The sequence below is a fragment of the Streptomyces sp. NPDC032198 genome, assembly GCF_040636975.1.
In the GTDB taxonomy this organism is placed as follows: domain Bacteria; phylum Actinomycetota; class Actinomycetes; order Streptomycetales; family Streptomycetaceae; genus Streptomyces.
This window is the reverse complement of record NZ_JBEZVL010000008.1, coordinates 253,305-273,958: the sequence shown is the minus strand read 5'-3', so window position 1 is coordinate 273,958 and position 20,654 is coordinate 253,305. Positions and strand designations below refer to the sequence as shown.

Sequence of the window (20,654 nt, the reverse complement as noted above, 5' to 3'; positions counted from 1 at the left end):
CTGCCCACTCTCCTGGACAAGGACGAGCATCATCATGCGAAGCAGAAACACACCCAAGGCCCCCCTACTTGCCGCGGGCCTCGCGGCGGCCGCCCTTGCGGCGCTGACACCCGCAACGGCCTTCACTGCGCCCACGGCATTCGACGCCTCCAGTGCCAAGGACTCCCTGCGGCAGTACACGCAGCAGAAGCTCCAGTGGAAACGCTGCGACGTGAAGGGCCCCGCCACCTTCCAGTGCGCGACGCTCAAGGTGCCGCGGGACTACAGCGACCCCGGCGGCAAGACGATCGGCCTCGCGATATCCCGGCTGAAGGCGGGCAGCGCGAAGGCACGTCACGGCGCTCTGCTGCTCAACCCGGGCGGCCCCGGCGCACCGGGACTGCGACTGCCTGTCGACCCGCTCATGAAGTTCCCCACGGAAGTGAAGCGACGCTACGACCTCGTCGGCTTCGACCTGCGGGGCGTCGGGCAGAGCTCCCCCGTCAACTGCGGTCTGACCGCCGAGGAGCAGGCCGACCATCCGTACAAGCCGCAGACCTTCGCGAAGGACGTGGACCGGGTCCGCACCGTCGCCGCGAAGTGCCGGGCCAGGGCTGGTGACATGCTGCCGCACCTCACCACCCGCAACAATGCCCGTGACATGGACGTCATCCGCGCCGTGCTGGGCGAGAAGACCATCTCCTACCTGGGGATGTCCTACGGCACCTACCTCGGCGCGGTCTACATGCAGTTGTTCCCCCAGCGTGCCGACCGGATGGTGCTGGACAGCGCAACCGACCCGACCCGGATCTACCGGGGGATGTTCCAGGACATGGCGAAGGCGGCCGAGCAGGCGTTCACGCGCTGGACCAGATGGACCGCCCATCGGCACACGACCTACGGCCTGGGCGACGCTCCGGCCAAGGTCCGCACAACCTACTGGGACCTGATCGCGCGGGCGAACCGCAAGCCCATCCCCTTTGAGGGACAGCGCCTCACCGGCGACGGCATCCGTGCCGACAACCGCACGTTCTTCCACGTCGAGAAAGCCGCCGAACGGATCGCCGCACTGAAGAAGGCGGCCAAGGACAAGCACGCGGCCCCGTCCGGCACGCCCGGTCAGGTCCAGGATCCCGACGACAACTACGCCTCCATCGCCTGGTCCTTCATGTGCGCGGACACCCGCACCTGGTCGCACGACCCTGCGGAGTACCGCCGCGAGGCGATCCGCGACAAGGTGCGGTATCCGCTGTACGGCGACTTCGCGGCCGCCATCACACCCTGTGCCTTCTGGAAGCAGGGCAGCGAGCCGCAGACCAGGATTGACACCAAGGTCGGTGCGCTGATCACGCAGAACGAGTGGGACTCCCAGACGCCCCTCTTCGCCGCCCAGGCCATGCACCGGGCCCTGCGCGGCTCCCGGATGCTCACCGTCGCCGGCGGCGAGGGACACGGCGTCCTCTACGCGCCGGACGGCAATCCCTGCGCGGACAAGGCCGCAACGTTCTACCTGACCACGGGCAGGCTCCCCACCAAGAACCTGACCTGCCAGGCTCCGGCCGGGCGGAAGTAGCAGCCGCGCACATCTAGGGGTCGATGGCATTGCACAGCAGGCCCTCGAAGCGGTGGCCGACCAGGTTGCCGTTGTGGACCGCTGCACGAACGCACAACGGAGGCCCAGTGAGTGCAGAGCCCCCTCGGCGCCGAGCCCTCCACAGCGGCGCGGGCACGAGATCCCCACAGGCAAAGATGGACACCCAGAGTGGCACTGATCCGGTCCTTACCCCCGGTAGCGATCGCGGACGATAGAGAGCAACCTGTGATCGGCAGGCCACTGTTCCACCGGGTCGGCTCGCCTCAGGAGCCCTTGGCCATCGCCCTGCCAACCCGCGAAAGCTCGTCCGCGATCGTTCGGTCGCCGCCCGGCGACAAGCGATCCTCCCATTGAATGTTCTCCGGCGGGGTGTCGCCCCTTCCCGTGAGAGCAAGGTCGAGTGACGGGCAGGCCAGGCGCAGGAGCGTATCGCCCACGGTTCTGAGGCGATGGGCCATCTCCACGGGGAGATAGGCGGCCACAGCTCCGATGCGGCCTGCGGCGCCGACGGGGACCGCGACGGAGACCCAACCCACGGCGTACTCCTGCAGGTCCAGGAAAAGCGAGCCCGGGGAATCCTTGAGCAGCTGGTGAACGAGGACGCGTTCGTTGGTGATGGTGCGCGACGTCACCCTCGCTACCCTGTGGCGCACGAAGTGGTCGCGCCGGACATCATCGTCGAGTTGGGCGAGTAGACACTTGCCGAACGAGTGGGCGTGAGCGGTCCCAGCGAATTCAACCCACTCGCTGACAGGTGGAGTAGTCGGCCCGGACGACTCGGCGACAACCCGCACCTCGCCCTCTTCATAGACCGCGAAGTACAACGAGGCCCCTACCTCCTCGCGCAGTCCGTCGAGCAGCCTCCCGATGGACGCCGTCACAGCATCTGGCAGCGGGCCGGGCTGCAGGGACGTGAGGAAGAGCCGGTACCGCTCGGCGGCCTCCTCCTCGCCAGACCACAGCTCGTCGACCGCTTCGACGGCAGCCCGAAGACGCCTTTCGATGCTCATGCGCGGTCTCCTTCCGTGTCGCCGTCCCCGAGTATCGCTCTGAGGGTCTTTCTGCCCGCGTGGACGTGAGAGCGGACCGTTGCGGGGGTCGCTTCCATCACTTGCGCGATTTCCTCGTACCCCATGCCGAACTGCAGTCGCATGACGAGAGCTTCCTGCTGGCGTGCCGGAAGCTTGCGGACGGCGTGGACGATGTCGAGGCGCAGATCGCAGGCAGCGACCTCGTCCTGTGCGGCGATCCGGCCCCGTAACGTCGCGGCGTCGAGAAGCAGGCCCTGACGGTGGCGAGCCTGCCGGGCGTCGTCGAGGCGCTGCCCGGCAACTTTGAACAGCCACCCGCGGGGGTCATTCATGGCGCCCACGCGTTCCCAGTAGCGGTAGGCGGCGAGCATGGTGAGCTGAGCAGCATCTTCCAGAACGCTCTGTTCCGCCTCACGCCAGAGCAGATATCGGCAGACCGCGGAGTGGTAGCACCTGAAGAACTCCTCGAATCCGGGTGGTCCTTGCGGCATGCGGTCCTCACTGTGCCGTACGGTTCGCGCGCGCCGAGGTCACGGGTTTTCCTCGCTCCGGGGGGACACATGGTAGGTGCGCCGGTGTCCGCGATCGTCCACCATGTCCAATCTGCCGCCAGCGGGCAAACGGTCGAGCACCTCGACAGCAGTGGCCCGGCATTCACGCTCCGCTGCGGTGGCTGAACGACCGCGGGCCAGTTCCCGCAGCACCTCCCACGGCCCGATCCGTCCGTGCCCCCTCCGGAGCCGGATGAGCATCGTGAGCACCACGATGGTGATGGGCCCAACGACAGCCACGATGTCAGCCAACGCGCCCTCCCTCTCTCCCTCGCCTCTCCTGGCACACTGCCAGGAGCCGGCTTGTCGATCCTGAGTACATAAGGGATGCCGGGGCTGTTCTGTTGAGTCCGGTGCGCGAGTTTCCGAGGAAGATCTCCCGCGCGGACTCCCACCAGCGTGGCGATTGGGCGGCTCGGCGGCTCGGCGGCTCGGCGGCTCGGCGGCTCGGCGGCTGAGGAACGTAACCCTTGTTGCCAAGAGCGTGCGCCACAGGCCTTTCTCCACGCCAACGCTGACGGGCGATCACCGCACCTCAACTCGTTGCCCTCGTCTGCGCTGGCGCCCGCTTCGAACGACGCGTCCTTGTCGAAAGCGAGCCGGCGACCGCAGCCTGACGTGCGGCACTAAACAGAGACACCGTGAGAGAGGCGAGCAATGGACCAAGGCACCCGCAGCGAGCTCATCAGTCGGCTGGCCGATGCGATCAGGTCCGTCAGGACCGCGCACCCACTGCGGGTCGCCATCGACGTGCCGCCCGCCTCCGGCAGGACCACGCTGGCCGACGAGCTCGCCGTCATCCTGCGCGCGCAGGACCGCGACGTCATTCGCGCGACCATCGACGACTTCCTTTTCCCTCGTGCACAGCGCTATCGACGCGGCCAGTACTCCGCCGAAGGCTGCTACTTCGACGCCCTCGACCGCGCCGCACTGTGCCGGGTCCTGCTCTTCGACGGTGTCTTCCTCCTGCGCCCAAAACTCGTCGACCGGTGGGACCTGCGCATCTTCGTGTCCGTTCCCTTCGAGCAGACGGTGGATCGCGCCCGGGACCGAGATTCAGCGGCGGCCGGATCCATCGCCGACGCCTCCGAGATCGAACGCTCCTGACGCAACCGCTATATCCCCTCCCAGCACCTCTACTTCGCCACCGCCCGCCCAACCGACCATGCCGACATCATCGTGTACAACGATCAGCTCCAGCGGCCGACCTGGGAAGTTCGACCTCACTCATCGATACACAGGGATTGACCATGGCTCCGAAGACGGCGGCCCACAACTGATCGCGACGTCCCACAGGCCTAGAGGCGGCAGCTGATCTCCATTCCATCCTCCACGGGGAACGTGACGCTCTGGTAGCCGTTCCGGGGGGCACGGACGTAGTCGAGGTAGGGCGCTAGGTCCTCCAGGTCGACATCGTCGGCGACGACGAGGGTGCCGGGTGCGAGGCGTGGTTCGAGGAGTTGCAGGACGGGCAGGCACAGGTCCTTCCAGCCGTCGAGGAGGACGAAGTCCGCCGGGTCGGCGAGGGCGGCGAGGGTGTCGCGGGCATCTCCTTCGAGGACGGTGATCAGGTCGTCAAGACCCGTCTCGGTGAACGTCCGGCGGGCGGCCGCAGCCTTTGCGGCACTCAGCTCCGTACTGATCACCCGCCCCGCCCCGTTGTCGCGTACCGCAGCGGCGAGATGGAGCGTGGAGATTCCGAAGGACGTGCCGAACTCGACGACGGTGGCGGGGCGGGTGGCCCGGATCAGGTTGTAGAGGAGGCGGCCGCCCTGGGCGGAAATCGGCATGTACACCTCCGCCTTGGCGTCGGCCTGCGCCTGCGGGCCGAGGGGCGCGGAACCTTGGGGCCACGCTGCCCGGAGCCGCCTGCTGGTCGACTCGTCCTGCTCGGCAGCCCGGAACATCCGGTCGAGGGCGGAGGCGACGCGGGGGTCTTCGAGGGTGTTGGTGGGTGTCATGGACCTAGACTAGACGCACCGTTGCGTAGCGTCTAGAGGTTCTGGCCTACCCTGACCCCAGGAGGCAGACATGGAACGAGGAAGTACGGCCGCCGCGGCGGCCGGGTCGGAACGGGCGGCACGCCATCACGGCAACAGGCACGGCCGCAGCGAACAGGCCCGGCAGGCAGTACTGGAGGCGGCCGACGACCTCTTGGTCGAGAAGGGCTTCACCGGCGTCACCATCGAGGGCATCGCCGCCCGGGCGGGCGTCGCCAAGCAGACCGTCTACCGCTGGTGGAAGACCAAGACCGACGTCCTCCTGGACGCCTTCCTCCAGGACGCGGCCGAAGCCCTGAGCCCACCGGACCACGGCGACCTGGCCCCGGACTTGCGCGCGCACCTGCGCCAACTGGCCCTGTTCCTCACGCAGTCCGACGCGGGCGGCGTCTTCAAGGCCCTCATCGGGCACGCCCAGCACGATCCCACGTTCGCCGCCGCCCTGCGGTCCGGGTACCTCGACGAACAGCGCCGACGCGACCGACTCCCGCTGGAACGCGCGGTGGAGCGCGGCCAACTCGCCGCCGGGCTCGACATGGCGGCGGAGATCGACCAACTCGTGGGGCCGGTCTACCACCGCGTCCTGGTGACGGCGGAACCCGTCGACCAGGCTTTCACCGACCGCCTCGTCGAGGCCTTCCTGCACCGCGCGGACGTAGCGGATGTAGCGGGCGTAGCGGAAGTAGCGGTTGTAGCCGACACCGGGGAGATGGGGAGCGCATGACTCTGAAGACAGGCCAGCGCGTGGTGCTGGCAGCGGACACCCCGCTGACCGATTCGGCCGAGGTGTCGGGGGTCGTCGTCGGGTTCCTGTCCCTGGCGGCGGGCACCGAGGGGATCGTCGAGCAGGTGGTCGGCCACCAGGATGAGAGCGAGGAGGTGCGCGAGTACGAGCGGCTCAAGTCGCTGCTCGACTCCTTCGGGGGCGGGATGCCCACGGAGAGCAGGAGGCAGCTCGAAGAGAAGGTCGGCTCTCTGGAACCCGCGTGGACCGCCTTCCAGGAACGGGCGCCTCGCGTGAGCGTGCGGGTCCGCTTCGACAACGGATTCATCCTCGACGGGGCCGACGAGGACGTCTTCGTCCCTGCCTGAGGGTTCTGCCTGAGGGCGCGTCCCGGGTCGGACGGGTGGCTGCCGGTGGCGCTCGCGCCGGCGCACCCACAGCTCGGGCGCGGGTGCGGGCGCGGGTGCGCGGCGACGGCGTGGGATCGGCGGGCCACCGGTCGGCCCGGGCGAGCTGGAGGACCGGCATGAGGGACACAAGGGACGACTGCCCGCCGGCTCCCAGGGCGGCACGACATCACCCAGGCCCTAGAGGCCCCGTGGCCGCACCGTCATCCGGATGCCGTCCCGTGCCCACAGCACGAACCGTTCCACCGGCGTCACTTCGTGCCCCGTCGCAGGCCGAAAACGCAGGCACTTGAGGAGGACCGCAAGCACAAGCTGGGCCTCGACCGTGGCCAAAGCAGCGCCCTCGCAGCTGCGTGGCCCGATCCCGAAGGGGACGTACGCCAGCCGCGGCCGCTTGGCCACCTCCTGCGGCGTGAACCGCTCGGGATCGAACCGCTCCGGGTCGGGCCAGTACTCAGGGTTCAGGTGCACCGCCCAGAACGGATAGAACACCGTCGTCCCGGCCGGGATCTCGTACGGGCCCAGAACCATGTCCTCGGTCGTCTCGCGCGCGCCGTACGGGCCGGGCGGGAACAGGCGCATCGACTCCTTGAGCACCCTGTCCAGATATGTCAGCCGTCGCAGATCGCCGTAGTCGGGCGTGGCGCGCTCGCCCAGCACCTGGTCCAGTTCGGCGGCGACGCGATCGGCCACGTCGGGGTGGCGGCCCAGCAGGTGCAGCGTCCACGAGACGGCGACGCCGGTGGTGTGGTGGGCGGCCAACAGTGTCACCATGACGGTGTCCCGGATCCGCGCCGGGCTCTGACCGGCGTCGACGAGGGCCCCGATCAGGTCGCTGGGGTCGGTGCGGCCGCCCGGGCGGTGCGCCGCCACCATACGGTCGACCGTCGCGCGCAGATACGCCAGGGCCACCTCGGCCCGCTCCGCCGCGCGCGGGTCGGCCCGGGGCACCTGGTAGAGCCGTCCGAGGTGCTCGGTGAGCACCTCCTCGAACGCGGCGACGACACGGTCCGTGTCGGTTTCCGCGCCGTCGAACGCGAACCCGCAGATCATACGGAGCGACAGCGCGGTCAACTCCTGTTGCAGCTCGACGGGTTCGCCCTCCGCTTGCCCGGCCCAGCGGTCGGCAAGCTCACGCGCCACCTCGGTGAAGCGCGCGAAGTGCCGCTCGTGAGCGGGCCGTCCGGCGAGTACCGAGAGCAGCAGTCGTCGCCAGGGGGGGGTGCTCGTCGGCGGGTAGCACTTGCAGGTTGCCCGCTTCACACAGTGGGTCCAGGAACGCGAACAGCTCCTCGGGTCGCTTGTCGAGGTGCGCCGTGGCCTCCAGGAGCACGGGATCGGCGACCGACACGGCCGTGCCGGCGCCCGGCAGTTGGAAGCGCACGACGGGTCCGTACGCCTCGTGCAGGCGTAACTGGTACCGGTGCAGCCCGCCCTCAGCCGCAACGGCGCTCAGCCCGCCGTCCTCCTGGTGCTCGGGTCCGGGGATACGCATGACAGTTCCTCCTGTTTCACGTCTTGCCCTCGAGTCTCTCCGGGGGCGGTCCCTCAAGTCGCCCTGTCTGCCAAGACGCCGTGGCGTGATCGGAGTTCCGGTCAGGTGGTCAGTCGCCAGAGGGACGTGGTCTCGGCACTTCGTGCCGTGTGGAGTGGGTCGGTGGTGTCCTTGGCGCGTGGGTGCCGGGGCTTGGTGTCGATCTTGCCCACTACGCGGAGGTTGGCTGCTTGGATGGTCTCCAGCAGTTGCTGACGTGTCCGGAGACCGAGGTGCTCTGCCAGGTCGGAAAGGATGAGCCACCCCTCGCCGCCTGGCCGGAGGTGGTCGGAAAGTCCGGCGAGGAAGCTGTGGAGCATGGTGCTGTCCGGGTCGTAGACGCCCTGTTCGATGGGGCTAGTCGGACGGGCGGGGAGCCAGGGCGGGTTGCACACGATGAGGTCGGCGCGGCCTTCGGGGAACAGGCCGGGGCCCGACACCTCGATACGGTCGGCCAATGCCAACCGCTGAGCGTTCTCCCTGGCGCAAACCATGGCGCGTGGGCTGATGTCGGTGGCCGCGACGTGGTCGATTCCGCGGCGGGCCAGAACCGCGGCGAGCACGCCGGTTCCTGTGCCGAGATCGAACGCTGTGCTGGTGGCCGGACTGAGCCGGATCGCCCGCGGAAAAGGCGTGTGGGCGACCAGGTCGACGTACTCGCCTCTGATCGGTGCGAACACGCCGAAATGGGGGTGGATACGGGTGCCGAGCGCCGACACCTCGACGCCTTTCAGGCGCCATTGGTGAGCGCCGATCACTCCGAGCAGTTCCCGGAGAGAGACCGCCGTGGGCCCCTTTGGGGGTCCATAGGCTTCCAGGCACGCCTGGCGGACGTCGGGAGCCCGGCGCAACGCCAGCCTGTGGTCGTCGTCGAGCAGCACCAGGAGCTTGCCGAGGACACGGGCACGGTGACTGCTGCTGCGTCGGTGCAGGTGGAAGGACTCGCTCAGGGAAGTGCTGGACCTGGGCGTTTTGCCGTCGATGCGGCGGCCCATGGCCTGCAGCAGTTGCCGGGCGTTGTGGAAGTCGCCCTGCCAGAGCAGGGCCGTTCCCTCACATGCCTGGCGGTAGGCGTCGTTGGCCTTCATCCGGTCGTCGGCGACGACGGTCCGGTGTGGAAGGGGAACGGCGCTCTCGGAATGCCAGCGGGCGGACTGTTGGGTGTTGCCTGTGGTCCAGTGAAGGGTGGACACCACGTACTCCTCGTGGTCGAACGTGCAGGGGCACGAAGAGCACTTCGACGAGGAGCAGGCTGAACCCACGCCTGTCCGTGGGACAGGCGTGTGCGTTGAGGCAGGAGGCCGTTACCGCTCTTGCGTCGAAGCGCGAGAGCGGACGTCCCAGACAACCATGCCAAGCATCAGGGTCATCCCTTTCGGAGGAGTGGCAGCAGGCTCGCACAGGTGCTGCTCGGCTTCCAAATACACCGGCTCGGACAGGTCAGCATGCTCGGCAAGCCGGCCTGTGCCTGGCGAGGGCGGGCACTGCGCCTCCGGTCGATGGCGTGCGCAGTCGCTTCCGTATCCTCATCCTCGTTCCGCCGCAGCGGAATGTGGGCGGCCGGGAGGGGAAGCGGAAGCGGATGGCATTCGGCAAGAGCAAGCGGGTCGAGCCCTTTGAGGCGGTGCACTGGGACGAGATCGCCCGGTTCACGGTGGGCCGAATGATGCGGGACACGGTTCGCAAGTCGAAGCGGGGCGAGGGCTCACACGCTGTCCGGTTCATGGCGCGCCGCGCAGGCGACGAGTACATGGTCCCCGGCGTCTATATCGTCCCCCTGGAGCCGGCCCGGTCGCTCTCCAAGGGCGGTTTCCGCCTCTTCGAGGACGAGGACAGCCGACAACTGCTGTGTACGGTGCTGCCGGTGGGCTCCGACCGCTACCAGGTGACGGATGCCACCGGACGAGAGCTCGGCTCGGTCCGCCGCACCCCGGTCACGAAGCGGCTCACCCAGCAGAGCCTGTGGATGCAACAGCCCGGGTATCCGCCCATCGTGGCTCCCCGCAACTGGGCCAGAGGCGGCTCAGGGGCAGCCCTGGGCCGAGGAGTGGGCCATGTCCTGGACGGAGTCGTCGAATCCCTGCTGTCCTTCGGATCCGACGAAGTGGCGGACTCCGCCTCAACCTCCAAGCCGGTGGTCTGGGTGGCGGGCGCGGAAGCAGCGGAAGGGGAGGGGGCGGACGGAGAGTACGGAGAAGCGGTACTGACCTGCCCGCGCACTACCCAGAGTTACAACTGGTACTTCGTCAAGCGGGAAGGGTGGCTGGACAAGCGCCTCGCTTTCGCACTCGTGGTGCTGCGCGAGAGCGAAGCCTTCGGCGCCGACCGCCGTTGAGCGGCACCTGGCTGCCTACGAGGGTCGGCTGCATGTGTTGATCCTGCGGCCCGCACTGTGACCGGCGTGGCTGGGAGCAGCCCCGTGCCCGCGGGGATGACTCCCGACCGGCAACACGTGCCCATCTCCCTGCCACCGTGTCGGGGGAGCGAACCAGCGCTCCTCCACAACCGCATCCAGCCACGTACAGGGCCTGATCCAGCCCCGATTGCTCCTTCTCGGCCGGCTGCTTCCCGTGAAACACCCCCCGCCCCTATGGTGATACGAACTCGACAGCATGCCGGGGGGTGAGACCGATGGCCTTCACCGAGATTGCCATAGCTGTGATTACGACCGGGCCTGCCTACATTGCGGTCTGGCTGACCGCACGCAAGCCCCAACCCGAGGCGGCGCAACCGCAGGCATGCGCGCATGCCGCCGCCTGTGGCCCGCGCGAAGGTCGAACCGCAGATCCGCCCTCGGTCAGCGACATGCTTGGCTATGTGAAGGCTTGGGCTCTCGCAGCCTGATCCTCTCCTCTTCGCGGTACGACGGTGAGCGCCCCCACCTTCAAGGTGGTGGGCCCACCGCGTATTCGCCAACGCCCAGCGATCCGGGGAGAGGGGCCAACCGGCAGGCCAGGAACGGTGTGTGGCCGATCGCGCTATTTCCCAGGGGTAAGTTCACGCGATTCCCCCTGTCCTGGCGTGAGAAGTCTGGGTTGCGCCGGGTAGCCCCAGGGCGGCCAAGAGGGCTGAGGAAAGTTCTTCAGCGAACACGGCCGACCCGGTGAGTGTCTCCCGGATGGCTTTCTCGTCCGGTGTCAGTCCGGCAGCGGTCGACCAGGCGAGTGCTCCGGCAACGGCGGGTTCGATGGGGAAGTGCTCCAGAGGTATCTCGTAGCTCTCCGCCATCTCGCGGTTGAGCAGGCCTTCCCAGCTATGGCCGTCCGGCGTGCGGGCCTCGATGAATCCCACATCGCTGTCGTGGAAGGTCACCATGACGGCTGGTGTCCCCGTTCTCTGGACGAGGTTCGCCAGGCTGTTCCGTCCAGCGTCGGCGAAGTCCGCGACCTGCCAGCCCTCAGCCAACGCATTCGTGTCGTCGATGTCCGTGAACCCGGCTGCCCGCATCAGCTGGTCAAGTTCCCCTGTCGACCGGGTCGTCAATGATCCCCCTGAATTTCCCATGGCCCGCAAGGTAGCCGATGCCTCTGACAAGCCAACTCGTGCCACTGAGACGTCGGAGTGGGGCGAACACTCAGCAACCGCATCCGGGCTCTGCTGTCGTTGTGAGCCGCCCCGACTCCTGGCGACTCAGGTATCGGTTCCCAACGCCCGCCGTGCGGCGACCTGGAACGCGACCTCCAGGGGTTTCTTGGCCTCGAACCCAGCCATGAATTGCCGCTCGTATTCCGCTAGTTGCCCAGTACCCTGCTGGATCGCGGCTCGAATCCAGGTGCCAGTCAACAGCTCCCACTGCCGCAGAGCTTCTCGCAGATCCTCAGCGGCCGCGGCCACCGTGTGGGGGCCAGCCATCGTGACCGCCGCAGACGCGGCACTGAACTCGGTCCAGGCGTCGTGCACGCTGCGGCGGGCACTCTCCCAATCATCGACACCGCCTTCGCCATGAAGCAGATCGGACGCCTTCCAAACGGCATTGGAAAGTTGCTTCGCGCAGGTGACAAAGCCTGTATAGGCCTCGCGGCGCACATCCGCCAGCCAACGCTTCTCCTCTGCGCGATGCTGCGCATCGAGACTCCGGAGCTGCGTGCTGAGGGTGAGCAGTCCGCCGCCTACGCCGCCGACAGCACCGATCGCTGCACCAAGTATCGCTGCGACGCTAGCGTCCACTCGGCGCACCCCTGTCGTTGGTTTCCCAACGTCCTACCCCGTCGCATCCCCGCCCAGGCGGACGATCATTGCGGCATCAGCTAGTTGACACGACCGGCCAACTGAAGCGCTTGGCGCGCCGCGCCAGAGTTTCAGTCAGGGGGACGTGCTCGGCCGTCGCCCGGCTCATCGCGGTGGCCGGATGAGGCGCCCACGGTGGCCCCTGCCGCTCTTCTGGGAGGAGTCGTCGCGCGGCCGGTCAGGCGCCGTCGATGAGGTCGAGCAGCGTGCGAGCCTCGACGGTGCGGCGATGGCCCGGGCCGAAGGAAGCCAGGCACACGTCGTGAGCGGCCGCGGCCGATAGGCAGGCCTCGTTACCGCGGCGCAGCCCCAGGAGAGCGGTGCCCACCGCCAGTTCGACGGCGCCGGCCTCTGGGCGGCTCTGCTCCTGGGGCAGACCGCGGCGCACCTCCTCGGCCTGCTCCGCCTGGGCGAGGGCCTCTTCGTGGCGGGCCTGACCGTTAAGGCTGCGCGCCAGGCCGAGCCGCAGGACCAGAGACAGCCGGTCCGGTTCGCGATAGGCGGTCAGTGCCTCGGCCTCCTGGTGGCGTCGACAAGCAAGGGCGTGCCCTCTTTGGGCGGCAAGCCGGCCGGACGCGCTCGCGCCGTGCCCTGGCCGTCGGAGCCGCCTCATCCGGAGACCGGCCTGCCTGACGCCTAGAAGAGCGACGCTGGTAGAACGCCGTCATGACACATCGATTCACTGCCCGTGCCGCCACGACGGAGATAGATCCCGATGGCTACTTCAAAGAAGCCGCCCTTGCCGAGGAAGCAGACGGAAGCGGTTTCATCTTGATGTTCATGGCAGGTGAGGAGGAGCCCGATGATCAAGAGGTCGCTCTGGGGATGGACACACACTGCCTGGTCACAGCCGGACAAGGCACCGCGTACGGCTGTGTTCGTGCGGTCACGCTGACAGGCAACATCCTGCGGATCTCCCTCAACCCGCAAGCACTTGAAGCCCTGCGGTTGAACGACAGTGACATCGAAGCGGTCATCGAAGCGCCGCCCGCCGATCTATCCGCATTCCGCGAAGTCCTCGCCCAGGTACTCGCCTACGGACGTGCGGATGCCGTGCCCCATCGTGAAGGCATCTGACTCGATGACCGATGCCGGGCTCGTACGACGGGCTGGTTACCTAGCTCCTGAACGAGAGCGCATGTTGGTGGTTCCGGTATCCCTCGTCGTCCGGAGAGTGCAGGGATATCTGTGAGAAGTAGGAGCACTTGAAATGGCGCGGGCTGGCCGTGATCGCGTGCGGGGGTTGTGCGGGCCGTGGCAAGATGACGGCATGTTGATCCGAAAGGCCGATGCCGCGTAGGCGTCCGAAGGGGCTGCGCGCGGAGCGTTGGCGGCCCAGAAAAGGTGTCCCGGCCCTCCGGATCCGCGGTGTTTCCGCGGCGACTCGCGTGGCGATCCGGAAGTTGGAAGACGAGCGATTGTGGCCGGGAGCTGTGGCCGCTGCCCTGGCGGAGTGCCGGTGGCATCTGGCGCAACCGGGGCGCGTTCTGCCGGATCCGATGACGGGCTGCGACTGCTGTGATCCCCTGGTGGCGCGAGATCGTCTGGAGGACGTGCTGCTGTGGCTTCCCCGTGGTGCTCGGGCTGACCTCGGCAGGCTCGTTGCCAGGTTGGACGCCGACTTCGACCGCAGGACCGTCACCCTCAGCTCGCACCTCGTACTGGCAACTCCGTTCAGTGCTTGCGGACATTGGCGCCGGCGACTCATGGAGAACTGAGGGTCGGGGCAAGGCTCCGGGCCGTGCCCCGCGCTCGGCCCTCGACCGGATCGGGCTTCTGCCCCGTCGGCTGTGAGCCGCCCAGCGCATGCTCGGCGAAGCCCTGCCAATTGCGCGGGATCGAGAGCTTCGACGCCCGAGACGGGCTGCAGGCTCTGCTGACTGGATACCTGCCGACAGCCCACTTCATGAAAGCGTGGGTCAGGCGGGCTGCGGAGCGGGTGTTGCCGGTGCGGCCGCGACCTCGCGGGTCTCGCGCATTATCAGGAGGCCGTTGACCACCATCAGTGTCGCGGTCAGGGCGTGGATGCCGAGCGCGGTGGCCACGGAGCCGTGGTGGGCCAGCACGGTGGTCATGTCGCCGTACGCGGCGAAGGCCTCCACCAGCAGCGCCCAGCCGAGCGCCCGGCGGTGGCCCGTGATCAGCAGGATGCCCAGGACCAGGGCCAGGACGACATCGCGGATTCCCTTGATGATCAGGAAGCCGCCACCGTCGCCAGATGGCCAGCTCGGCAGGCCGAAGTCCGGCGCTGTGGTCTCCGGGCTCAGGATGAACTCCGTCCCGAACCAGAGGATGAAGAGGATGAAGGCGGCGGCCATGACAGTGTTGATCTTCTTCAGGGACATTGTTCTTCTCCTTGCAGTTCTTGGTTGGCTTGGTGAACTTTGTGGAGCTTGCTGAGTGGTGTGGGGCCGTCCGAGCGCAGTCGCGGTGACACGTCGACGGCCAGGACCGGCCGGCCGTCCGGAGAGCGGGGCAGTGGCAGCCCGGCCGGCAGCCCACGCCCCGGTCGACGTCGATGCAGGCCCGGTTGAGATGGCCGTACGGCCCGCCGTGCCCCCGTCGGTGCTCGTCCAGCGGCGTCAGGTCGTCCGGTGGGTCGCCAGCGGCCTCATGCCCCGGCGCCGCCCCGGGTGAGGATTTCCATGAGGTGTCCGTCAGGGTCGTGGAAGTAGGTGCCCTTGCGGCCGTTGGTGTGCTTGCTGTGATAGATCTGCCCGATCTCTTGGCATGCGGGATCGCCGTAGTGGGGAATTCCGCCGTGCTGGATGCGGGCGAGGGCGGCGTCGAACTCCCCCTCGCTGACCATGGACGCGTAGTGGTGCGGTTCAAAGTCGTCCAGCTGGTCGTAGTCCAGGCTGACCTGGTTGGCCAGCGTGACCGGCGTGAAATGCGCGATCGGCGGATCGACACGCAGGCCGAGGATTTCGGCCAGGAACAGCGCTGAGGCTTGCGGGTCACGGGCGGGGACGATGGTGTGATTCAGCTCCACGGTCATAGTGACTCCTCTTCAGGGCGGTGCTACGTGTGATGGGGTGTTCGGCGGCCCTGGCCGGCCCGGCGTGGCGCACGGATGCGTGACGGGCCCGGGGAAGGGCAGCCGGGGAAGGGCCTTTTCAGCTGCCCTCCCCCGGCTACAGCTGCCGTGTCATACGTCGATCTGCTCGAAGATGTGCGGGTAGGACACGAGGTCGTCGGGGAAGTCGGCAGCCATGCGCTGGAACTGCGGGCTGCCGAACGCCGCGGCGAGAGCCTCGGTCGACTCCCAGACCGCGACGTTCATCAGAAGCTGACTGCCCGCCGTTCCCTTGTGCATCTGCAGGGAGACGAATCCCGGCTGAGCCCTCATGAACTCCGCCTGCCGTTGGAAGAGAACCAGGAACGCTTCGGTCCTCTCCTTCGGAACGAAGAAGGTGTTGGCCAGGACGATGGGTCCGGTCTTCTCCTTGAACTGCGCGAACATCGGCGTGTGCGGGTCGAGACTCTCCAGCTTGGCCATTCTCGGCACTTCCTCTCGCTATCGGTCCTGGATGTGGATGTAGGTGGAGGCGTCGTACGTCGAGCGCACGGTCGAGCGGGTGCGGGCGCCCGGCCGCGCGGTGTCGCCGGCGGGCTCAGGTGAGGGCGGTGACCAGCAGGGTGAAGGCGGCGATGATGACGGCGACGCGGACGTAGTGGTAGCGATTCCAGCGGTCCAACTGCTGCTTCCAGTCAGCGGGCCGGTTGTCCGGGGTCCACGTCTTGTTCCGGTTGTTGATCGGGACCAGCAGCAGGATCGACATGATCACGCTGAGGAGCAGCAGTGCGCCGGCGGTGACGACGAGGCCGGCGCCGTCGTGCTGCCAACCGGCGATGGCCCAGAGGGTGACGAGGACGAGTGAGCCGATGTACCAGATGGGCATCAGCGCGCCGAGCATCCGGCCGCCGTGGGCCTGGCCGAGTTGGGCGCTGTCCTCGGGCAGGGCGTTGAGGATGGGATTCATGACGAAGGCGACGGAAAGCTCCACCCCCACCATCAGGCCGACGAGCACGGTGGTGATGACCTCAAGTGTGCTGAGCATGGTGACCCCTCTGAAATCCAGCGTCCGGAATCTAGCGTCGCTAGCTGATGTGTCAACGCTAGTACTACTGCCGCTCTCTTGTCTAGCGATGCTAGGATTCGAGTTATGTCGGTCAAGGAACGCAAGGAACGCGAACGGGCTGAGCGCGAGCGCCTCATCGTGGCCACCGCCCGCGAACTCGCCGAGCAGCAGGGCTGGGACGCGGTCACCACCCGCCGGCTCGCCGAGCGCATCGAGTACAGCCAGCCCGTCCTCTACAGCCACTTCCGCGGCAAACGCGAGATCATCGGCGCCGTCGCCCTGGACGGCGCCGCCGAACTGGCCCGCGCCCTGCGGGCCGCGACCTCCGCCGCGGAGGGTCCGCGCGCCCAGGTCACCGCACTGGCCCACGGCTACCTCGACTTCGCCGAACACCACCCGGCCGTCTATGACGCCCTCTTCCAACTCGACGGCGGCCTGGCCTACGCGCAAGAAGACACCCCTCAGCAACTGAAGGACGCCTTCGCCGCCCTGGAGGAAACCCTCGGCCAGGTCACCGGCAGCGGCGTCCACCCGGGGCTGTTCACCGAGGTGTTCTGGGCCTCCCTGCACGGCCTGGCAACCCTGGCCCGGACAGGACGGCTACTGCCGGACGACGCCGAGGCAAGGGTGCAACTACTGGTGGACCGACTCCCCGTGCTCTGACATGGCCTCCCGACGCGGCGCCCGACCGCCGCCAACCCTCCGGACCGACCCTTGCCTCACCTATCGAGATTCGATAGATTCACATCGCAAGTCGATGGAAGGTGAGTCATGGGAAAACTGGCTGTGCGTGCGCTTCGCGCCGTGCTCGCGATGATGCTCGCCGGCACCGTCTTCGTACAGGCAGGGATGGTGTGGGTGCTGGTCAGTGGGAACGACCCGGAGGACGGGTCGCTCCCACTCACCCCACTGCGCGTGCTCACCATTCTGGGCATGGTGTCGGCGCAGGTCGCCCTCGTCAGCGTATGGCGGCTGGTGACGATGGTGCGGCGCGGAACCGTGTTCTCCCACGCCGCCTTCCGGTACGTGGACGCCGTGATCGGTGCGATCGTGGCGGCTGCCCTGCTGTGGTTCACGGTCACGGCCCTCAACGCGCCGGGCCAGCGGGACGACCCGGGCGTCCCCGTCATCATGGGCGGGGTCGGCCTGGCCATCCTCGGGGTCGCTCTCATCGTGCTCGTCCTGCGGATGCTGCTCGCCCAAGCCGTCGCGCGCGACGTCCAAGCGGCGCAGATGCAGGCCGAGTTGGACGAGGTGATCTGATGCCGATCGTCGTCGACATCGACGTGATGCTGGCCAGACGGAAGATGTCCGTGGGGGACCTCGCGGACCGCGTCGGGATCACTCCCGCCAACCTGGCGGTGCTCAAGAATGGCCGCGCCAAGGCAGTGCGCTTCGCGACGCTCGCCGCGCTCTGCGAGGTACTCAAGTGCCAGCCGGGCGACCTGCTGCGCTGGGAGGCCGAGGACGCGGCGAGCGGATGACGTGCACCCAGATCGGCTTTCCGTCGGGCCCCGTGGCCCTGCGAGAGTCCTCGTGGGCCGATTGCGAAGCAGCCGTTCGACCGTTCTCCCATGGCCGAACCCGCGCCCCTCAGTACGCCACGTGACACCAGTCCTGGCACCAACTGCTCAGGAAAGACCATGACATGAGGAAGTGGCGCCATGTCGGGCCGAGGGTCGTGTCGGGCCAGGGACCGTCCACGTCAGCATCCTGGTGATGTTCCTGGTGGTGGCAGACCCAGGATCAGTTCCCACCTGGCTCGCCTTCACCCGCCGCACCATAATCTTTCCCATGACGAACCACACCGTAGAACAGCACGCCGTCACCATCCCCGAGTTCGGCACCGCCGACGTCCTTCGCCTCGAGACCCGCCAGGTGCCCGAACCGGGGCCGGGCCAGGTCTCGATCGACGTCGCCTACGCGGGGGCGAACTTCGCCGAGATCCTTTACCGGCGCGGGGTGGTGGACGTGCCGTTGCCCTTCGTACCCGGCATAGAGGTCTCCGGCCGTGTCCGTGCCCTGGGCGCGGGCGTGAGCGGGCTGGCGGTGGGCCAGCGGGTGGCGGCGCTGACCATCGTCGACAGCGGCGGCTACGCCCAGGTGGTCGTCACCTCCGCGCATCTCGTCGCGCCGCTGCCCGAGGACCTCACCGCACTTACCACCGCTGCGGCACTGCCCTCCAACAGCACCACCGCGTTCCTGGTCCTGGAACGGGTGGCTCGTCTCGCCGCCGGGGAGCGTGTGCTGGTCCATGCCGCGGCGGGCGGCGTCGGCAGTCAACTCGGCCAGGTGGCACGGCTCCTGGGGGCCGGACGCATCGTCGGCACGGTCGGCAGCGCGGCCAAGGTGAAGCAGGCGAAGGCGTTCGGGTACGACGAGGTCGTCCTGCGCGCGGATGTGGCGTCCACCGGCGAGTTCGACGTCGTCATCGACATGGTCGGCGGCCCCGCCCGGCGGGCGAGCCTGGAACGCCTGGCGCCGCTGGGGCGTCTGGTGGTCATGGGGAATGCCTCGAACGCCGACGACGTGCCGTTCTCCGCGAACGAACTGTGGTTCACCAACAAGACGGTGTCAGGCTTCAACCTCGCCGCCTTCGCCGCCGCGCATCCCCAGGAGACGGGGCGGGCCCTGCGTCGGGCGGTGGCCGCTGTGGCCGGCGGTGACCTGCACCTGCAGGTCGAAACAGCGCCACTCGCACACGTCGCCGAGGTGCACCGCCGGATCGAGTCGGGACGGACTACAGGCAAAGTCGTTCTCGATATCGCCGCCGTGTGAGACCTCGCGCAGGTGAAGGCGCTTCGCCCGGAGTCACGGTCGTCATCGGAGGCCGATGCCCGGTGTGGCGCAGACTTTCCGACTGGACCCGCGGGTCCGGCCGCCCATGGCGGACCTACTGGCGGCTGCCGCGAAGAGGGCCCGCCGAACTGCGGGTGTCGGGCGTGGCCGCCCACCGGGCACACGGATCCACAAATGCTGAAGTGCTCATGCGCCACCCGTAGGCGCACGGCCACGCCTGCACAGCAGTAGCTCCCCCGCCCCGGCTGCCCCGCCGCAGTGGGCGACAAGACGACTCCTCAGGCAACCAGATACATTGCGCGCGTTGACAGGGTGGCTACTTGAGGAGGGGCAGCGTGACCGACACCAGCGAAGCGCGAGCCGGGGACGATTCGGCGCAGGCGGCCCAGCAGAGCCGCCTGCGCCGCCTGATGCGCTACATCCCCCTGATCGCGCCGGTCCTGCTGTGGACCGTGCCTTGTGGGGTGCTGCTGTACGCAGGCCAGCACTGGCCGCTCCCCGTCATGCTGGGCGGCACCGCCGTATTCACCCTCGGCCTGATCGGTATGCCGCTGGCGATGATGCGTGGCCACGGCCGGCGGCAGCAGGACTGGGCGGCCATCGTCGGCGACACCCTTCTTGGGGTCAGCTGGGTGCTGTTCACCTGGTCCGTCCTGCTCGGTGTCCTGCTGCGCACTGCGCTGGCCCTGGCCGGCGCAGGCGACGGGCAGTACCGGGCACGGATCGTCACCTGGGCGGTCCTGGGCACGGCCGCCGTGCTGCTCGCCTGGGGGTACGCCGAGGCCCGCCGAGTACCACGGGTGCGCCACCTCGACGTGCAACTCCCGCGCCTGGGGGCCGGATTGGACGGCACCCGTGTCGCCCTCATCACCGACACCCACTACGGCCCGCTCGACCGCGCCCGCTGGTCGGCACGGGTCTGCGACACGGTGAACACTCTGGAGGCCGACCTGGTCTGCCACACCGGCGACATCGCGGACGGCACGGCCGACCGCCGCCGCGCCCAGGCCGCCCCACTGGGCACCGTGCGGGCCGCACGGGCCCGGGTCTACGTCACCGGCAACCACGAGTACTACAGCGAGGCCCAGGGCTGGGTCGACCTGATGGACGAGTTGGGCTGGGAACCGCTGCGCAACCGCCATTTGCTGCTCGAACGTGGCGGCGACACCCTCGTGGTCGCCGGCGTGGACGACGTCACCGCCGAGTCCTCCGGCCTGGCCGGCCATCGCGCGCACCTCGCCGGAGCCCTGGACGGCGCCGACCCCGACCTGCCTGTCCTGCTCCTTGCCCACCAGCCCAAGTTCGTCGACCGGGCAGCGGCCGGCGGCGTCGACCTCCAGCTCTCGGGCCACACCCACGGTGGTCAGATCTGGCCCTTCCACCACCTGGTCCGCATCGACCAGCCTGCTCTGGCCGGGCTCAGCCGCCACGGCGACCGCACCCTCCTCTACACCAGCCGCGGCACCGGCTTCTGGGGCCCGCCGTTCCGCATCTTCGCGCCCAGCGAGATCACCCTGCTCGTACTCCGCTCCCCGCAGCGGCCTCCCACGCCGTAACGCGGACGGGCTGACGGTCATCGACGTGGGAGCCGGCCTGGGGGACGGAGCGTTGGTGACGCGATCCGCGTAGGCCTGTGGCAGGGGACGAGAGCACGCGCGGCCCCGTGAACCGGCGGCATACGGCCATGCGCAGCGATGTACAGCGATGTACGGCTGTAACAGAATTC

General features: G+C 68.3%; 24 protein-coding genes and 2 pseudogenes. 12 read left to right on the top strand and 14 right to left on the bottom strand.

The genetic code is table 11. From position 1 onward, the window contains the following. Positions 1 to 34 precede the first annotated feature (34 nt). Entirely contained in the window at positions 35 to 1,552 is a 1,518-nt protein-coding gene (locus tag AB0E78_RS22975) for an alpha/beta hydrolase (protein WP_361835398.1), read from the top strand. A gap of 284 nt (positions 1,553 to 1,836) precedes the next feature. Here AB0E78_RS22975 and AB0E78_RS22970 read toward each other — a convergent pair whose 3' ends face one another. Genes AB0E78_RS22970 through AB0E78_RS22960 form a run of 3 tightly spaced genes read right to left on the bottom strand, consistent with a single transcriptional unit; the run spans position 1,837 to position 3,407 of the window. Next, the gene (locus AB0E78_RS22970) at positions 1,837 to 2,583 is read right to left on the bottom strand and encodes an IclR family transcriptional regulator C-terminal domain-containing protein (protein ID WP_361835395.1); all 747 of its coding nucleotides are present in this window, start codon (positions 2,581 to 2,583) and stop codon (positions 1,837 to 1,839) included. Beyond that, complete coding sequence (locus AB0E78_RS22965) at positions 2,580 to 3,095, bottom strand: sigma-70 family RNA polymerase sigma factor (protein WP_361835393.1); 516 nt, start codon at positions 3,093 to 3,095, stop codon at positions 2,580 to 2,582. The genes AB0E78_RS22970 and AB0E78_RS22965 overlap by 4 nt, the downstream gene beginning before the upstream one ends. A gap of 39 nt (positions 3,096 to 3,134) precedes the next feature. Next, positions 3,135 to 3,407 carry a hypothetical protein gene (locus AB0E78_RS22960; RefSeq protein WP_361835390.1) on the bottom strand — a complete coding sequence of 91 codons (273 nt, stop codon included), beginning with the start codon at positions 3,405 to 3,407 and terminating at the stop codon, positions 3,135 to 3,137. A gap of 405 nt (positions 3,408 to 3,812) precedes the next feature. Here AB0E78_RS22960 and AB0E78_RS22955 point away from each other — a divergent pair, with 405 nt between their 5' ends. Continuing rightward, complete coding sequence (locus AB0E78_RS22955; protein WP_361835387.1) at positions 3,813 to 4,262, top strand: hypothetical protein; 450 nt, start codon at positions 3,813 to 3,815, stop codon at positions 4,260 to 4,262. A 191-nt stretch (positions 4,263 to 4,453) separates the two neighbouring features. On the opposite strand, the gene AB0E78_RS22950 is transcribed toward AB0E78_RS22955, so the two are convergent. Further along, entirely contained in the window at positions 4,454 to 5,116 is a 663-nt protein-coding gene (locus tag AB0E78_RS22950) for a class I SAM-dependent methyltransferase (protein ID WP_361835384.1), read from the bottom strand. Positions 5,117 to 5,186: 70 nt separating this feature from the next. On the opposite strand from AB0E78_RS22950, the gene AB0E78_RS22945 reads away from it, so the two are divergent. After that, positions 5,187 to 5,879 carry a TetR/AcrR family transcriptional regulator gene (locus AB0E78_RS22945; protein WP_361835381.1) on the top strand — a complete coding sequence of 231 codons (693 nt, stop codon included), beginning with the start codon at positions 5,187 to 5,189 and terminating at the stop codon, positions 5,877 to 5,879. Further along, complete coding sequence (locus tag AB0E78_RS22940; RefSeq protein WP_361835378.1) at positions 5,876 to 6,247, top strand: hypothetical protein; 372 nt, start codon at positions 5,876 to 5,878, stop codon at positions 6,245 to 6,247. Before AB0E78_RS22945 ends, AB0E78_RS22940 begins: the two co-directional genes overlap by 4 nt. A gap of 219 nt (positions 6,248 to 6,466) precedes the next feature. Here AB0E78_RS22940 and AB0E78_RS22935 read toward each other — a convergent pair. After that, a pseudogene (locus tag AB0E78_RS22935) lies at positions 6,467 to 7,781 on the bottom strand (cytochrome P450). Positions 7,782 to 7,882: 101 nt separating this feature from the next. Next, positions 7,883 to 9,013: a class I SAM-dependent methyltransferase gene (locus AB0E78_RS22930; RefSeq protein ID WP_361835375.1), complete on the bottom strand. Its 1,131-nt coding sequence runs from the start codon at positions 9,011 to 9,013 to the stop codon at positions 7,883 to 7,885. Positions 9,014 to 9,402: 389 nt separating this feature from the next. Here AB0E78_RS22930 and AB0E78_RS22925 point away from each other — a divergent pair, with 389 nt between their 5' ends. Both AB0E78_RS22925 and AB0E78_RS22920 read left to right on the top strand, forming a co-directional pair. Further along, positions 9,403 to 10,155: a hypothetical protein gene (locus AB0E78_RS22925; protein WP_361835373.1), complete on the top strand. Its 753-nt coding sequence runs from the start codon at positions 9,403 to 9,405 to the stop codon at positions 10,153 to 10,155. 296 nt (positions 10,156 to 10,451) lie between these two features. After that, complete coding sequence (locus tag AB0E78_RS22920; protein ID WP_361835370.1) at positions 10,452 to 10,664, top strand: hypothetical protein; 213 nt, start codon at positions 10,452 to 10,454, stop codon at positions 10,662 to 10,664. A 153-nt stretch (positions 10,665 to 10,817) separates the two neighbouring features. Here the strand turns inward: AB0E78_RS22920 and AB0E78_RS22915 are convergent, their stop codons facing one another. From AB0E78_RS22915 to AB0E78_RS22905, 3 genes are all read right to left on the bottom strand, one after another. After that, entirely contained in the window at positions 10,818 to 11,324 is a 507-nt protein-coding gene (locus AB0E78_RS22915) for a hypothetical protein (protein WP_361835367.1), read from the bottom strand. Positions 11,325 to 11,450: 126 nt separating this feature from the next. Next, a complete protein-coding gene (locus AB0E78_RS22910) occupies positions 11,451 to 11,987 on the bottom strand; it encodes a hypothetical protein (protein ID WP_361835365.1) in 537 nt (178 codons plus the stop codon). Positions 11,988 to 12,225: 238 nt separating this feature from the next. Beyond that, positions 12,226 to 12,660: a hypothetical protein gene (locus AB0E78_RS22905; RefSeq protein WP_361835363.1), complete on the bottom strand. Its 435-nt coding sequence runs from the start codon at positions 12,658 to 12,660 to the stop codon at positions 12,226 to 12,228. A gap of 53 nt (positions 12,661 to 12,713) precedes the next feature. Between AB0E78_RS22905 and AB0E78_RS22900 the strand changes: the two genes are divergently transcribed. Further along, positions 12,714 to 13,124 (top strand): Imm10 family immunity protein, encoded by a 411-nt coding sequence (locus tag AB0E78_RS22900; protein WP_361835361.1) that lies wholly within the window; start codon positions 12,714 to 12,716, stop codon positions 13,122 to 13,124. A gap of 842 nt (positions 13,125 to 13,966) precedes the next feature. Here AB0E78_RS22900 and AB0E78_RS22895 read toward each other — a convergent pair. From AB0E78_RS22895 to AB0E78_RS22875, 5 genes and pseudogenes are all read right to left on the bottom strand, one after another. Next, positions 13,967 to 14,392: a DUF4267 domain-containing protein gene (locus AB0E78_RS22895; protein ID WP_361835358.1), complete on the bottom strand. Its 426-nt coding sequence runs from the start codon at positions 14,390 to 14,392 to the stop codon at positions 13,967 to 13,969. Between the two features lie 59 nt (positions 14,393 to 14,451). Then, positions 14,452 to 14,642, bottom strand: a pseudogene (locus tag AB0E78_RS22890) (transposase); the annotation flags it as partial. A 16-nt stretch (positions 14,643 to 14,658) separates the two neighbouring features. After that, positions 14,659 to 15,045: a VOC family protein gene (locus tag AB0E78_RS22885; RefSeq protein ID WP_361835355.1), complete on the bottom strand. Its 387-nt coding sequence runs from the start codon at positions 15,043 to 15,045 to the stop codon at positions 14,659 to 14,661. A gap of 150 nt (positions 15,046 to 15,195) precedes the next feature. Further along, a complete protein-coding gene (locus AB0E78_RS22880; RefSeq protein WP_361835352.1) occupies positions 15,196 to 15,546 on the bottom strand; it encodes an antibiotic biosynthesis monooxygenase family protein in 351 nt (116 codons plus the stop codon). Positions 15,547 to 15,661: 115 nt separating this feature from the next. Then, positions 15,662 to 16,108: a DUF1772 domain-containing protein gene (locus AB0E78_RS22875; RefSeq protein WP_361835349.1), complete on the bottom strand. Its 447-nt coding sequence runs from the start codon at positions 16,106 to 16,108 to the stop codon at positions 15,662 to 15,664. 105 nt (positions 16,109 to 16,213) lie between these two features. On the opposite strand from AB0E78_RS22875, the gene AB0E78_RS22870 reads away from it, so the two are divergent. The 5 genes from AB0E78_RS22870 to AB0E78_RS22850 all read left to right on the top strand — a co-directional run bounded on the left by AB0E78_RS22870 (position 16,214) and on the right by AB0E78_RS22850 (position 20,484). Further along, complete coding sequence (locus AB0E78_RS22870) at positions 16,214 to 16,792, top strand: TetR/AcrR family transcriptional regulator (protein WP_361835347.1); 579 nt, start codon at positions 16,214 to 16,216, stop codon at positions 16,790 to 16,792. A 108-nt stretch (positions 16,793 to 16,900) separates the two neighbouring features. Next, positions 16,901 to 17,392, top strand: coding sequence for a DUF2975 domain-containing protein (locus AB0E78_RS22865; protein ID WP_361835344.1), 492 nt, complete (start codon positions 16,901 to 16,903; stop codon positions 17,390 to 17,392). Next, a complete protein-coding gene (locus tag AB0E78_RS22860) occupies positions 17,392 to 17,613 on the top strand; it encodes a helix-turn-helix transcriptional regulator (RefSeq protein WP_147993614.1) in 222 nt (73 codons plus the stop codon). The genes AB0E78_RS22865 and AB0E78_RS22860 overlap by 1 nt, the downstream gene beginning before the upstream one ends. Before the next feature lie 310 nt (positions 17,614 to 17,923). Next, on the top strand, positions 17,924 to 18,907 hold the full coding sequence (locus AB0E78_RS22855; RefSeq protein WP_361835341.1) for a zinc-binding dehydrogenase: 984 nt from the start codon (positions 17,924 to 17,926) through the stop codon (positions 18,905 to 18,907). A 356-nt stretch (positions 18,908 to 19,263) separates the two neighbouring features. Continuing rightward, positions 19,264 to 20,484, top strand: coding sequence for a metallophosphoesterase (locus AB0E78_RS22850; protein WP_361835338.1), 1,221 nt, complete (start codon positions 19,264 to 19,266; stop codon positions 20,482 to 20,484). Positions 20,485 to 20,654: the final 170 nt, after the last annotated feature.

What these genes read in the sequence shown, in the direction of transcription:
- AB0E78_RS22975 (WP_361835398.1), top strand. Translation starts at nt 35, where the DNA reads ATGCGAAGCAGAAACACACCCAAGGCCCCCCTACTTGCCGCGGGCCTC.
- AB0E78_RS22970 (WP_361835395.1), bottom strand. Translation starts at nt 2,583, where the DNA reads ATGAGCATCGAAAGGCGTCTTCGGGCTGCCGTCGAAGCGGTCGACGAG.
- AB0E78_RS22965 (WP_361835393.1), bottom strand. Translation starts at nt 3,095, where the DNA reads ATGCCGCAAGGACCACCCGGATTCGAGGAGTTCTTCAGGTGCTACCAC.
- AB0E78_RS22955 (WP_361835387.1), top strand. Translation starts at nt 3,813, where the DNA reads ATGGACCAAGGCACCCGCAGCGAGCTCATCAGTCGGCTGGCCGATGCG.
- AB0E78_RS22950 (WP_361835384.1), bottom strand. Translation starts at nt 5,116, where the DNA reads ATGACACCCACCAACACCCTCGAAGACCCCCGCGTCGCCTCCGCCCTC.
- AB0E78_RS22945 (WP_361835381.1), top strand. Translation starts at nt 5,187, where the DNA reads ATGGAACGAGGAAGTACGGCCGCCGCGGCGGCCGGGTCGGAACGGGCG.
- AB0E78_RS22940 (WP_361835378.1), top strand. Translation starts at nt 5,876, where the DNA reads ATGACTCTGAAGACAGGCCAGCGCGTGGTGCTGGCAGCGGACACCCCG.
- AB0E78_RS22925 (WP_361835373.1), top strand. Translation starts at nt 9,403, where the DNA reads ATGGCATTCGGCAAGAGCAAGCGGGTCGAGCCCTTTGAGGCGGTGCAC.
- AB0E78_RS22920 (WP_361835370.1), top strand. Translation starts at nt 10,452, where the DNA reads ATGGCCTTCACCGAGATTGCCATAGCTGTGATTACGACCGGGCCTGCC.
- AB0E78_RS22915 (WP_361835367.1), bottom strand. Translation starts at nt 11,324, where the DNA reads ATGGGAAATTCAGGGGGATCATTGACGACCCGGTCGACAGGGGAACTT.
- AB0E78_RS22905 (WP_361835363.1), bottom strand. Translation starts at nt 12,660, where the DNA reads ATGAGGCGGCTCCGACGGCCAGGGCACGGCGCGAGCGCGTCCGGCCGG.
- AB0E78_RS22900 (WP_361835361.1), top strand. Translation starts at nt 12,714, where the DNA reads ATGACACATCGATTCACTGCCCGTGCCGCCACGACGGAGATAGATCCC.
- AB0E78_RS22895 (WP_361835358.1), bottom strand. Translation starts at nt 14,392, where the DNA reads ATGTCCCTGAAGAAGATCAACACTGTCATGGCCGCCGCCTTCATCCTC.
- AB0E78_RS22885 (WP_361835355.1), bottom strand. Translation starts at nt 15,045, where the DNA reads ATGACCGTGGAGCTGAATCACACCATCGTCCCCGCCCGTGACCCGCAA.
- AB0E78_RS22880 (WP_361835352.1), bottom strand. Translation starts at nt 15,546, where the DNA reads ATGGCCAAGCTGGAGAGTCTCGACCCGCACACGCCGATGTTCGCGCAG.
- AB0E78_RS22875 (WP_361835349.1), bottom strand. Translation starts at nt 16,108, where the DNA reads ATGCTCAGCACACTTGAGGTCATCACCACCGTGCTCGTCGGCCTGATG.
- AB0E78_RS22870 (WP_361835347.1), top strand. Translation starts at nt 16,214, where the DNA reads ATGTCGGTCAAGGAACGCAAGGAACGCGAACGGGCTGAGCGCGAGCGC.
- AB0E78_RS22865 (WP_361835344.1), top strand. Translation starts at nt 16,901, where the DNA reads ATGGGAAAACTGGCTGTGCGTGCGCTTCGCGCCGTGCTCGCGATGATG.
- AB0E78_RS22860 (WP_147993614.1), top strand. Translation starts at nt 17,392, where the DNA reads ATGCCGATCGTCGTCGACATCGACGTGATGCTGGCCAGACGGAAGATG.
- AB0E78_RS22855 (WP_361835341.1), top strand. Translation starts at nt 17,924, where the DNA reads ATGACGAACCACACCGTAGAACAGCACGCCGTCACCATCCCCGAGTTC.